Here is a 12,337-nt window from a genome sequence, read left to right as displayed (position 1 = left end):
GCGCGCGATTGTCGATGAGATTGTCGCCAGCGGCCAGATTGCCTACGGCATTAATACCGGATTGGGCGCGCTGTGCAACATCACGCTGCCGGAAGATCAGCTCAGCCAGCTGTCGCGCAATACGCTGCTGAGCCACGCCTGTGGCGTCGGCCCGCTGCTGACGCGTGAACAGGCGCGCGCCATTCTGTGTGCGGCGATTGCCAATTACAGCCACGGCAAATCGGGCGTGTCGGTGGCGCTGGTGCAGCATCTGCTGGCGCTGCTTAATCAGCAGATTACGCCGCAGGTGCCGTCGCAGGGTTCGGTGGGCTATCTCAGCCATATGGCGCATATCGGCCTGGCGCTGATTGGTGTTGGCGATGTGGAGTATCAAAACCAGATTATGCCTGCCGCGCAGGCGTTAACGCAGGCGGGATTACAGCCCTATCGTCCGGGTGCCAAAGAGGGTTTGAGCCTGGTCAACGGCACGCCGTGCATGACCGGCTTATCCTGCCTGGCGCTGGATGATGCGGCGCGTTTACTGGATTGGGCGGATGTCACCGGCGCGATGAGTTTCGAGGCGCTGCGCGGACAGCTGGTGGCTTTTGATGCCGAAGTGATCGCATTGAAAGCCAGTCCGGGCATGCAATTGAGCGGTCAGCGTTTACGCGATCTGCTGAGTGATAGCCCGCTGCTGGCGACCAGCGTCGGCATTCGAACCCAAGATGCGCTCAGCCTGCGCTCCATGCCGCAGGTGCACGGTGCCAGCCGCGATCAGTTCGATCACGCGGCGCGCCAGATTGAAACCGAACTCAACGCCTGCACCGATAATCCGCTGGTGCTCGGCACGCCGGATAACTGGCGCGTGGTGTCGCAGGCTAATCCGCACGGCGAATCGGTGGCGATGGCGGCGGATCTGCTGGCGATTGCCATGGCGGAAGTCGGCAGCATCGCTGAGCGGCGGCTGGATCGGTTAGTCAATCCATTGGTGAGCGGCTTACCGGCGTTTCTGGTGGCGCAGCCGGGCGTCAATTCCGGCATGATGATTGCGCAGTATGTGGCGGCATCACTCTGTGCGGAGAATCGTCAGCTGGCGCAACCGGCGGTGCTGGATAACTATGTGACCTCGGGTTTGCAGGAGGATCATCTCAGCTTGGGTACCGGCGCGGCACTCAAGCTGATGAAGCTGGTGGGCAACGTGTGGCAGATTTTGGCGATTGAGTATCTGCTGGCGGCGCAGGCGCTGGATTTCCACGGCGAAGAGCAGCTGGCGCAAGGAACGGCGCAGGCATTACGCCGTCTTCGCGCGGTGGTGGCTAACTGGCAGGAAGATCGCTGGCTGGCACCGGAGATTGCGCGTGCGGTGCAGGTGTTGAAAAGCGGTTTGTAATGCGGTCGCCATGAATGGCGACCCTACAAAACCCGGTCGTAGGGGCGCCATTTATGGCGACCTGGCCGACGATTAGCTGATCAGCGGCGCGCATCCGGGCGCACCAAATCAAAGCGCAGCTCTTCGCTGATGCCGTAATACGCCGACGGGCCACCGGCACGCAGGATTGGCTGCGCTTTGGCGGTTTGATAGATCCCTTCTTCCAGCAGTGATTCATCAATATGAATGGCGACCGCTTCGCCCATCACCAGCCAGCTATCAATTGGGTTGCCTTGCGCATCCTGTAGTTGAATCAGCTGCGTCAACTTACACTCAAAATTTACCGGGCTTTCCGCCACCATACTGACATTGACGTGTGAAGCGGCAAGCGGCGTTAATCCTGCCAGCGCAAACTCATCCTGTTCAGACGGCACCGATGCGGAGCTCTCATTCATCGCCTCGGCCAGCGGACGCGTCGCCAGATTCCAGACAAACTCTTTGGTCTCGGAGATATTCTGCACGCTGTCTTTCCAGCCGCTGCTGGCGAAACCGATAATGGGCGGATGATAGTTGAAACAGTTAAAGAAGCTGTAGGGCGCTAAATTGCGCACGCCGCTGGCGCTTTGTGAGCTAACCCAACCAATCGGACGTGGGCCGACGATCGCATTCAAAGGATCGTGTGGCAAACCGTGCCCAGCGCGGGGCTGATAAGAGTAACGCTGACGAGTCATAACCATCCTTATAAGGGAACCTGAGTGTGGTGCACTAATCTCATCTAATACGCTGAATTCGATTAAGCGCATTGTGCGATGCCGCTAGCCAGAGTATCTTACGCCCGCGCTATTTTCCGGAGAAACTATGAACAAGCCAGCCGCCACGTCACCTTTCCATCCGCGTAACCGCCATCAAGGCCGTTATGATTTTGCTGCTCTGACCGCAGCCCATCCGCCGCTGGCGGTGAAAGTGCGTCCCAACGGCTACGGCGAGTTGTCGGTGGATTTCGCCGATCCTGAAGCGGTGATGCTGCTGAATCAGGCGCTGCTGAAGTTGTTCTATAACCTCAACTGGCAGCTACCCGCAGGTTATCTGACGCCGCCGGTGCCGGGCCGTGCCGATTACGTGCACGCGCTGGCCGATCTGCTGGCGAGTGACAACGGCGGCGTTGTGCCACGCGATCTGGATGTGATGGATATCGGCTGCGGCGCGAACTGCATCTATCCGCTGATTGGCAACGCCGAATATGGCTGGCGTTTTACCGGTACCGATATCACCGCCGAAGCGATTACCGTTGCCGGACAGATTGTGGTGAGTAATCCGGGCTTGCAGCGCGCCGTGCGTCTGCGTCGGCAAAAGGATGCCTCGGCGATTTTCGCTGGCGTGGTGCATAAGAATGAGCGCTATCACGCGGTGCTGTGCAATCCACCGTTCCACGCTTCTGCGGAAGAGGCGGCAACCGTAGGTCAGCGTAAAACGCGTAACCTCGGCCTGGGCAAAAACGCGCCGCTCAATTTTGGTGGCCACCATAACGAATTGTGGTGTGACGGCGGCGAGCGCAAGTTTGTCGGTCAGATGATCGCTGAAAGCGTGGCGCACTCCGACCATATTATCTGGTTCACCTCGCTGGTCTCGCGCAAAGAGAATTTACCGGCGCTGCGCGACCAGCTGCGCGATCTTGATGCCTACGAAGTGCGCATCATCGAAATGGCGCAAGGGCAGAAGCAGAGCCGCTTTATTGCCTGGACGTTCCAGCCGCCGGCGACACGCACCAAACGGCTGAAACGTTAACCTCATTGCGCCGGCGGCAACGCCGGTAAGCTGGCAGCGGAGGTAATATCGCTGCCGGTTTGCATCACTTCCACCGTTTGGTGCGGCGCTTTAATGCCGGCCGCATCAAAATGCTTCTTCACCTTGTCATCCAGCGCAAAACGTACCGTCCACTGCTTCAGCGGCTGGGTGGTGAATGACACGCGCACGGTAAAGGATTGGTTGGTTAATCCTACTAATCCGGCAAAACTCGGCTCGCCAATCACCATGCCGCGAATCTCCGGGTTCTCCAGCAGCTCTTTCACTGCGCCCTGCAGCGTTTGGTTAACGCGTTCGGTATCTTCACTGCGATCGACATCGTAGTTCGCCACAAACGATCCGATGCCGCGCACAAAGTTGGCGAAGGTGGTGATCGATGACCACGGAATAATGTGATACGCGCCGGTATCCTGACGCACGCCCACCGAGCGAATCGACATACGCTCCACCGTGCCGGTGATTGGGCCAATGGTGACTAAATCCCCGGTGTTCATGCCGTTCTCAAACTGGATAAAGATGCCGGTGATGATGTCCTTCACCAGCGTTTGTGAACCGAATGATACCGCCAAACCAAGCGCACCGGCGCCCGCCAGCAGCGGCGCGATATTCACACCGACTTCCGACAGCAAAATCATAATGGTGATGGTGCTGATCACCACCGCCAGCGCGTTGCGGAACAGCGTCAGCAGCGTGCGGGTGCGCGCACTCGGCATTGGGCGGCCGTGCGAATCCGAGGCGAGGCGGCTTTCGATTAAACTCGCCAGCAGCGTCCAGCCGATTGCCGACAGCAGCACAATCATCACGATGCGAATCAGGACATCCACCATTTTTTGGCCGGTACCAAGAGTGAGCCAGTGCCAGAGATCAAACAGATTCCATGCGTTAAGCAGCAGCAACAGCGTGGCAAACACCGTGACCACGCGCGCCAGTTTCAGCAGCGCTTTCACCCAATCGTTGACGCGCTTTTGCAGCTCGGGATAGTTGCGGCGCATATCAGGCGACAGCGTGACGGTTTTGCCAATCCAGCGCGTTAGCATGCCAGAAATCAGCGCGGCGATGACCACAATCGCCAGGCTGCGCACCGTGGCGGACATCATAAACTTCAGGCTGTCGCCGGGATTGAAGATCGAGAACAGGAACAGCGCGATAAAGTAGGCGCTGGCCAGCCAGTGCCACACCATGCCGAAGGCGCGGATGAACAGCGCAAAGAAGCTCATGCTGCGATCGGCGAGACGCGACAACTCCTGATGGATGTTGTTTTTGTTGCGGAAAATCAGCCACAGCGCCCAGCCGGTCATGATCCCCATAATCAGCATATTGACCAACGCGGCCACCTGAATATTCACCTGATTGGAGACAATCGGCACCACCACCAGTAAACCGTAACCGATGATGCCGCTTAGCCAGCTCAGACGCGTGTTCCAGTAGCTGGCGCGCGCATCGGTTAAATGGAAGAAGCGCAGCGTGGGGAAGCGTGGGCAGAAAATCAGACGCAGCACCGCTTTGAAGAATTCAATCAGCGCGAAGGCGTTAAGGAACAAACCTTGCTGATAGGCGATAGTGCGGTTGTTGTTGTGATAGTTGTCGCTGATGATCTGCCCGACAAACAGCGTCAGCGCCAGCAGCACAATATCGAGCACAAAGGCCATCAAAATGGTGGCGGGCAGGTGCAGCCACTTGGTGCGCTCAAGGTTTTGATTGCGTCCCCAGCGGCCCATGCGTCGCCAGATCGGCCACATCAGACGGCGTGTCAGCCAGTAAAACGCAAACACCGAGGCGGCGAGGGCAGCAAAGTATTTCAATGCGTTGAGGAAGGTTTGTTGGTTAAAGGCTTTGTGCGGCGCATTGGTGATGTTGTCATGAAGTTGGACAAACTGCGCCGCCACCGCGCCGCCATATTCACGCGTCACACTGGTGACGCTCTCCAGCACCGTGGGATCTTCTTCATTGGCCTGCGGCGGTGCCAGCACCGGCGGTTCGCTGGTGGATTGGCTGTTCGCCGCCTGACGTAACTGATCGATCAGCTCCTGGCGCGAAGCGTTGTTATCCAGAATATTTGCCAGCGCGGCGTAAGCGGCTTTTTTCTCATCTAAGCTGGGTTCGCTTTCGGCTGTGCTATTCGTTGCCGGGGTTTGTGACTGCTGAGCTGCAACGGCCGCCTGCGGCAGGTTAACCGCCTGCGCCGGGGGAATGACAAACAGAGTGAACAAACTGAAGAGTAACCACACGGCTAAACGCCATGGTGGGCTGGCAGACGACATCGCTTTTCTCCTTTAGCTTCGCGCAGCGGCACAAGAGAGAAGTATAGTCAGTGATGGAAGGTTAGGATTCTGAAAGGAAAATTGCGTGGGGTAAGGTGGGATAGTAAAAAGGTCGCCATGAATGGCGACCCTACGGATTAGGAGACGTGCTGCAGGAATTCGCGCAGACGATCGCTTGGCGGGTTAGTGATCAGATCGTCCGGGTTGCCATCTTCTGCAATGGTGCCTTTGTTGATAAAGATCAGACGCGAAGCCACTTTCTGGGCGAATCCGACTTCGTGCGTCACGATGACCATCGTCATGCCTTCCTCCGCCAGATCCTGCATCACTTTCAACACTTCGTGACGCAGCTCGGGATCCAGCGCTGAGGTTGGCTCATCAAACAGCATCATCTTCGGCTTCACCGCCAGCGCACGGGCAATCGCCACGCGCTGTTGCTGACCGCCAGAAAGTTCAGACGGGAAGTGATGTGCACGCTCGGCGAGGCCAACTTTACCCAGCAGCTCACGTGCCAGCTTATGCGCTTCTTCTTTCTTCGCACCGCGCACGCGAATCGGCCCAAAGGCGACGTTATCCAGCGCGCTCATCTGTGGGAACAGATGGAACTGCTGGAACACCATGCCCGCTTCCTGACGAATCAGGCGCTCATCCACTTTCGGATCATTGACCTTCATGCCATCGACAATCAGGTCGCCGGTGGTGATCTCTTCCAGCTTGTTGATGCAGCGCAGCAGCGTGGATTTACCGGAACCGGACGGCCCGATAATCACCACCACTTCGCCTTGATTAATCTTCAGGTTGATGTCGTGCAGAACCTGAGTCTGGCCGAAATTCTTCGAGACGTTTTTAAATTCAATCACAGAATTTTCATCCTTTTCTCAATACGGCGCAGCACAAAGCTCAACACCAACGTAATAACCAAATAGATAATGGCAACGGCGCTCCAGATCTCCAGCGCGCGGAAGTTACCGGCAATGATCTCCTGACCCTGACGCGTCAGTTCGGCCACGCCAATCACGATAAACAGCGACGTATCTTTGATGCTGACAATCCACTGGTTACCCAGCGGCGGCAGCATACGGCGCAGCGCCAGCGGCATGATTACGTAACGCAGGGTTTCGCGGCGCGACAGACCCAGCGCCAGACCCGCTTCACGGAAGCCTTTGTTGATCGACAGCACCGCACCGCGCGTGATTTCCGCAATATAAGCGCCGGAGTTGATCATGATGGTGACCACCGCCGCGCTGAACGGATCGATACGCAGATCCGGGAAAGCCATCGGCAGGGCGAAGTAGATAAACATCACCTGAACCACGATTGGCGTACCGCGAATCAGTTCGATGAAGACTAAGGCGATGTTGTTGGTGATCCAGCCGCCGTAGGCGCGGGCAAAACCGGCAACTAAACCGATAATTAAACCGCCGACCAGGCCGAGGACCGAGATCAGCAGGGTCATTTTGGCGCCTTCGATTAAAATCGGCAGGGCAGGCCAAATGACGCTCCAGTCAAACTCCATGGTGTGACTCCAAAATCTGTTGCGTGGAAATGTAAAAAGCAGGGAGTGTTAAGCTCCCTGCTGGAAAAATCGGCTTAAGCCGCAATTATTTTGGTTCAGTACCGAACCATTTTTTATAGATGGTGTTGTAAGTGCCGTTGTCGCGCAGGGTTTTCAGTGCGCCGTTCACTTTTTCACGCAGGTCGTCGCTGCCTTTCGGGAACGCGATGCCATACTGCTGCGCTTCAATCGACTCGCCAACCGCTTTGAAGCGGCCTTTACCAGCGGTGTTGATGAAGTACAGGATGTTCGGGGTATCGTGCAGCACAGCGTCAGCACGGTTAGTGCCTAATTCCATGTATGCGTTATCGATGTTCGGGAACTGACGCAGATCTTTCGATTTGATGTGCGCTTTCGCGTAATCAACCGAACCGGTGCCGCTCTTCACCGCGACCACTTTGCCGTTCAGATCGTCAATGCTCTTCACGTCTTTTTCGTTCTCGCGCACCATTACCAGCAGGCCGCTTTTGTAGTAGCCGTCAGAGAACTCAATGGCTTTTTTACGTTCTTCGGTGATGGTGATACCCGCCAGCGCCAGGTCAATGTTTTTGGTTTGCAGCGCAGGAATGATGCCGCTGAAATCCATTGGCTTGAAGGCGTAATCGAGTTTCAGTTCTTTCGCGATGGCATCCCACAGATCGATATCAAAACCGACGTATTTATCGCCTTGTTTGAACTCGAAGGGAACGAATGCGGTGTCGGTCGCGACGATCAGTTTTTTGTCTGCTGCGGTGGAAGAAAGCGAGAAGGCCAGCGCTAACGCGGCCACGGAGACTTTAATCAATGACTTCATCATTTTTTTCCTTATTACCCTTCAGGCCTTGTGGCCTGCTGTACGGCGTATCATATGAAAAAATTATGCCAACTTTTCGTTTTTCTCAAAATCAGTAGTTTTAAGCACTTGCTGACACGATTTTGCGCAGAAGAAAAGTTTTGCACCTTATTGGTGCTTCATTTTGGTGCATGGTGCTGTTGTGGTGCAGGCACAGTGTGCACCAAGGGCGGGGAGAGCGAAAGAAGGGATTAAGGAATTGTTAACGACGTCAAAAAAAGCACCACAATGTTACAGACGTAAAAAAAGGCGGGAATTCCCGCCTTCGTTATAACACTGAAATTTATTCAATATTCGATTCAATAAACCACAGGAATTTATCCAAATCGCGCGATGCCGCAGTGAAGATATCAGCGGTGTCTTCATCGCTCACTTCAGTAATGGCTTTACGCGTGTCATTCGCCACAATCGCATAGCGATCGGCCAGCGCTTTCAGGTGATCCTGCACGCTATGAATGTTCAACGGATAGCTTTTCAGTGGTGTTTTGTCGTTGACGATCTGAGTGGTACCCAGCGCCACGCCGCCTAGCTGAACCACACGTTCAGCGATAGTGTCCTGGTGATCGGTAATGGCAGCACGGAAACCATCCAGCATCTCATGTACGCCAATAAAGTTAGCGCCACGCATATTCCAGTGCGCCTGCTTGGTGATCAGCGACAGGTCAATAAACTCCACTACCAGACGGTTGAGCACCTCGATGGTCGCTTTCTTATCGCTGTCAGCGACGTCATTACGGGTGTAAATCAGATCAGACGATTTAGTTTTAACCAGTTTTGCGGTACTCATCATTAATGTCCTCTTATTGATGGTTGTCCTAATCAAGCACGGAAATAAGTATAGCAGCAGTTTTTTAATCTGCAGGATTGATTAAATCAATGACAGGAATAGATAAACCTTAATGTTGCTCAGGCATTGTGCGGTTTAACTATTAGTTGAAGTAAAACAGAAGGTTGTGAGTTGTGTTAATTATTTATTAATCGTGTTGCAAAATAATAACAGAGAAATCCTAACGCCACATTAAAAATGAAAATGAGAATGCTTCTATATTTAGCCTGCCGCGAAGCAGGCTAACGTGTTGAATATTTATTGCGGATGATTGATATCCACTTCGCTTATTTTTGCGCTCTTTTGTTTCATGGTCAGCGTTGAACCTGCTGACGCGACAATGATCGCCAGCAGCGCCATCCACTGCTTTAACGTTAACAGTTCGCCGAGGAACAACATGCCTGAAAGCGCGGCCATCGCCGGTTCCAGACTCATTAAGGTGCCGAAAATGCGCGCCGGCAGTCGCGTCAGCGCCATCATCTCTAAAGAATAGGGAATGGCGCTGGAGAGCAGGGCGATTAACAGCGCTAAAGGCAGCACTTCCCAATTCCAGATGCCCGGCGCGGCGAATGTCAGGCCGAGCGGTACAAAAATCACTGAGGCAATCAGCGAACCCATCGCCACGGTTGCCGGGCCATGTTCCGCGCCCGCCCGCTGACCCGCAAGAATATAGACCGCCCAGCAGGCACCCGCGCCTACCGCTAACAGCGCACCGAGCGGATCGATATGACTCATCCCTTCACCGATTGGCAACAGGAACCACAAACCGATCACCGCCAGCAGCACCCAAACAAAATCAAGCGGACGACGCGCGCCGATCAACGCCAATGTCAGTGGACCCAGAAACTCCAAACCAACGGCCACGCCCAGCGGCACGGTGCGAATTGCTAAATAGAAGAGGTAGTTCATGCAGCCAAGCGCTAAACCGTACATCAGCAGCGGCTTGCGCTGTTCGCGCCTAAAGCGCAAACGCCAGGGTTTGAAGATGATGCACAGAATCAGCGTGCCAAGACCAAGGCGCAGCGCGGTAATGCCGGGCGCGCCAACGGTGGAAAACAGTGATTTCGCCAGAGAAGCGCCGCCTTGCAGCGAGAGCATGGCAATCAGCAGTACGGCAATAGGGAACAACACCGGGGCCATATTTTTGGTCGTTTGAGGCGCAGACATCCTGTAATCCAGTCCTTTATTTATTAACAGCAGGGTAACAAGTGCTCAGTGTAAAGGAATCTTCAGCAAATAAGGAGACGCGAATCGGGGAATTAAAAAGCGCTAACAGGTCATAATTTGGCCATTTTTAGGGCCATTTCCGTAAAGAAACGTCAGGTTAGTTTAGGAATTTACTTAAAGGCATTTTTTGTGATCGGAATTTATGTTGCAGGAATATGATGGTTTTTATAAGTAAAATGAATGACATAGGAAACTTCATTAACTTTCTGTTACACCAAACAATCTGTTAGACAACAAAATGCGGGCAGAGTTTCTTGCTGTTTTTTGTTATATTTACAGCGTTGTCAGGAGAGAAGTATATTCACATTTGAGGTGGTTATGAAAAAAATTGCATGTCTTTCAGCATTGGCTTGTGTACTTGCAGTTTCTGCAGGTTCTGCCATGGCACAAAGCACCGTTACCGGTGGTTACGCTCAGAGCGATTATCAAGGCGTTGCTAACAAAGCAAACGGCTTCAACCTGAAATACCGTTACGAAGACGGTACCAACCCACTGGGCTGGATCGGTTCTTTCACTTATACCGAGAAAGATCGTACTGACGCTGGCGTTTATAACAAAGGTCAGTACTACGGCATCACCGGTGGTCCAGCTTACCGTCTGAACGACTGGGCGAGCATCTACGGTGTTGTAGGTGTGGGCTACGGTAAATTCCAGTCTACCGCTCCAGAACGTCAGAAAGCTGATACCAGCGACTACGGTTTCTCTTACGGTGCGGGTATGCAGTTCAACCCAATCGAGAACATCGCAGTTGACGTTGGTTACGAGCAGAGCCGTATCCGCAACGTCGATGTTGGCACCTGGATTGCTGGCGTAGGTTACAGCTTCTAAGTTCTTGCTTAGACCAGTTGCACAATAAACGGTCCTTCGGGGCCGTTTTTTTATGGCTGCAATATTGGATTTACCTGCCGCCAGAAACACAAAACCCGCTACGTGAGCGGGTTTTATTGGAAATCGGGAACGTTAGCCGCGCCAGATCAGGTTTGGGCACGGACGTTCAACCAGCTGTTTGCCGGTGAGCTTTTCAATCAGCATCAAACGCAGCGCAAACGGCGAGCGAGTAAACAGGCACAGCAGCGATTTCAGCTCAAAAGCCGGTTTGCTCTGTTCAGCCTGGAAACATTTGCCACAGTCGAGGCAGTTTTTCATGGTAGTCATGTTCACCTCCCGAGTGAATGACGACAATTTCTTTGTAGCCTTAATAAGCTATTCGCTTACATTATCGACAAAGATAGCACTGGCTATACTCTTTAGCCAACACTATTTAGGAAAAATTTGTGCTTATTTGTGCCTGGTTTACAATGGGCGCAGCCAGCCCGCACCGCAGGTAAAGTGCGGCAGATAATAAAGAGGAAGTTAGATGAGTCGTCGTGCAAAAATCGCCACCAACATGCCCCAGGGCCCGCTAAAAGAGATAGAGGAGCATGTCGAAGGATTTCGTCAGGTGCGCGAGGCGCATCGTCGTGAGCTGATCGATGACTACGTAGAATTAATCTCTGATTTGATTCGCGAATTTGGCGAAGCGCGTCAGGTGGATATGGCCGCACGTTTGGGCGTATCCCAGCCGACCGTGGCGAAAATGTTGAAGCGTCTTGGCACCACCGGCTTAGTTGAGCAAGTGCCGTATCGCGGCGTGTTCCTCACCGCCGAAGGTGAGAAGCTGGCGGAAGCGAGCCGCGTTCGCCACCATATTGTTGAAACCTTCCTGTTGGCGCTGGGCGTTAGCCCGGAAACCGCGCGCCGTGATTCAGAAGGCCTGGAGCATCACGTCAGTGATGAAACCCTGGCCGTGTTCCAGAAATTCTACGAGAGTCGCTAACTACAAGGCCTTCCGCCATCATGCCCAATCTGCTTCGTTCCTTAATGCGCGATCGTATTTTGCATTTGTTATTGCTGTTGGGTGTGATCATGTTGCCGCTGGCGAATTTCCGCTGGTCGCAACTGCCTGCCGCAGTGGACTGGCACACCATCATGACGCTCACCGGCTTATTGATGTTGACCAAAGGGCTAGAGAACAGCGGCTATTTTGATGTGCTCGGCGCGCGCCTGATTCAGCGCTTTCAGCATGAACGCGCACTGGCGCTGTTTATGGTATGCGCCGCCGCGTTGCTCTCTACTTTTCTCACCAACGATGTTGCGCTGTTTATTCTGGTGCCGCTGACGTTGACGCTGCGTAAATTCTCGCGCTTGCCGATTTCCCGCCTGATCATTTTCGAAGCGCTGGCGGTGAACGCAGGTTCATTACTGACGCCGGTTGGTAACCCGCAAAACATTCTATTGTGGAGTCACGGTACGCTCAGCGTGCCTGGCTTCATTGCGCAGATGGCGCCGCTGGCGGCATTTTTAATGCTCACGCTGATGGCGCTGACGTGGTGGAGTTTCCCGGCGCGCGTAATCCAGAAACATGAACAAACCGAAAGCCAAACATGGTACAAGCCGTTGTTACGATTAGCGTGTTGCTGTACATCGTGTTTATCGTGGCGCTCGA

At 54.0% G+C, this 12,337-nt stretch carries 12 protein-coding genes and 1 pseudogene; 5 read left to right on the top strand and 8 right to left on the bottom strand.

The features are described from left to right. Nucleotides 1–1,369, top strand: a 1,369-nt coding sequence (hutH, locus tag RTY00_RS09850) for a histidine ammonia-lyase (protein ID WP_312664295.1), incomplete at its 5' end; no start/stop codon positions are given. Between the two features lie 80 nt (nt 1,370–1,449). On the opposite strand, the gene RTY00_RS09845 is transcribed toward hutH, so the two are convergent. Beyond that, on the bottom strand, nt 1,450–2,079 hold the full coding sequence (locus RTY00_RS09845; protein WP_256696025.1) for a flavin reductase family protein: 630 nt from the start codon (nt 2,077–2,079) through the stop codon (nt 1,450–1,452). A 127-nt stretch (nt 2,080–2,206) separates the two neighbouring features. On the opposite strand from RTY00_RS09845, the gene rlmF reads away from it, so the two are divergent. After that, nucleotides 2,207–3,133, top strand: a complete 927-nt coding sequence (rlmF, locus tag RTY00_RS09840; RefSeq protein ID WP_312664294.1) for a 23S rRNA (adenine(1618)-N(6))-methyltransferase RlmF — start codon at nt 2,207–2,209, stop codon at nt 3,131–3,133. A gap of 2 nt (nt 3,134–3,135) precedes the next feature. On the opposite strand, the gene ybiO is transcribed toward rlmF, so the two are convergent. From ybiO to rhtA, 6 genes are all read right to left on the bottom strand, one after another. Continuing rightward, nucleotides 3,136–5,412, bottom strand: a complete 2,277-nt coding sequence (gene ybiO / locus RTY00_RS09835) for a mechanosensitive channel protein (protein ID WP_312664293.1) — start codon at nt 5,410–5,412, stop codon at nt 3,136–3,138. A gap of 137 nt (nt 5,413–5,549) precedes the next feature. Beyond that, complete coding sequence (glnQ, locus tag RTY00_RS09830; RefSeq protein WP_312664292.1) at nt 5,550–6,272, bottom strand: glutamine ABC transporter ATP-binding protein GlnQ; 723 nt, start codon at nt 6,270–6,272, stop codon at nt 5,550–5,552. Next, a complete protein-coding gene (glnP, locus tag RTY00_RS09825) occupies nt 6,269–6,928 on the bottom strand; it encodes a glutamine ABC transporter permease GlnP (RefSeq protein WP_007887744.1) in 660 nt (219 codons plus the stop codon). Before glnP ends, glnQ begins: the two co-directional genes overlap by 4 nt. An 85-nt stretch (nt 6,929–7,013) precedes the next feature. Continuing rightward, nucleotides 7,014–7,760 (bottom strand): glutamine ABC transporter substrate-binding protein GlnH, encoded by a 747-nt coding sequence (gene glnH, locus RTY00_RS09820; protein WP_036647919.1) that lies wholly within the window; start codon nt 7,758–7,760, stop codon nt 7,014–7,016. Between the two features lie 322 nt (nt 7,761–8,082). Beyond that, nucleotides 8,083–8,586, bottom strand: a complete 504-nt coding sequence (dps, locus tag RTY00_RS09815) for a DNA starvation/stationary phase protection protein Dps (protein ID WP_036647916.1) — start codon at nt 8,584–8,586, stop codon at nt 8,083–8,085. Nucleotides 8,587–8,883: 297 nt separating this feature from the next. Continuing rightward, entirely contained in the window at nt 8,884–9,792 is a 909-nt protein-coding gene (rhtA, locus tag RTY00_RS09810) for a threonine/homoserine exporter RhtA (protein WP_312664291.1), read from the bottom strand. Nucleotides 9,793–10,170: 378 nt separating this feature from the next. Here rhtA and ompX point away from each other — a divergent pair, with 378 nt between their 5' ends. Next, nucleotides 10,171–10,680, top strand: a complete 510-nt coding sequence (ompX, locus tag RTY00_RS09805; RefSeq protein WP_312664290.1) for an outer membrane protein OmpX — start codon at nt 10,171–10,173, stop codon at nt 10,678–10,680. Between the two features lie 132 nt (nt 10,681–10,812). Here ompX and RTY00_RS09800 read toward each other — a convergent pair whose 3' ends face one another. Further along, a complete protein-coding gene (locus RTY00_RS09800; protein WP_008102539.1) occupies nt 10,813–11,007 on the bottom strand; it encodes a hypothetical protein in 195 nt (64 codons plus the stop codon). A gap of 202 nt (nt 11,008–11,209) precedes the next feature. Between RTY00_RS09800 and mntR the strand changes: the two genes are divergently transcribed. Next, nucleotides 11,210–11,668, top strand: a complete 459-nt coding sequence (gene mntR / locus RTY00_RS09795) for a manganese-binding transcriptional regulator MntR (RefSeq protein WP_008102536.1) — start codon at nt 11,210–11,212, stop codon at nt 11,666–11,668. Between the two features lie 20 nt (nt 11,669–11,688). Next, nucleotides 11,689–12,337, top strand: a pseudogene (locus RTY00_RS09790) (SLC13 family permease); the annotation flags it as partial.

The sequence above is a fragment of the Pantoea sp. CTOTU49201 genome (assembly GCF_032054795.1).
Taxonomy (GTDB): domain Bacteria; phylum Pseudomonadota; class Gammaproteobacteria; order Enterobacterales; family Enterobacteriaceae; genus Pantoea; species Pantoea symbiotica.
Note: the sequence above shows the minus strand (reverse complement) of the source record. Positions and strands in the feature narration are given on the sequence as shown.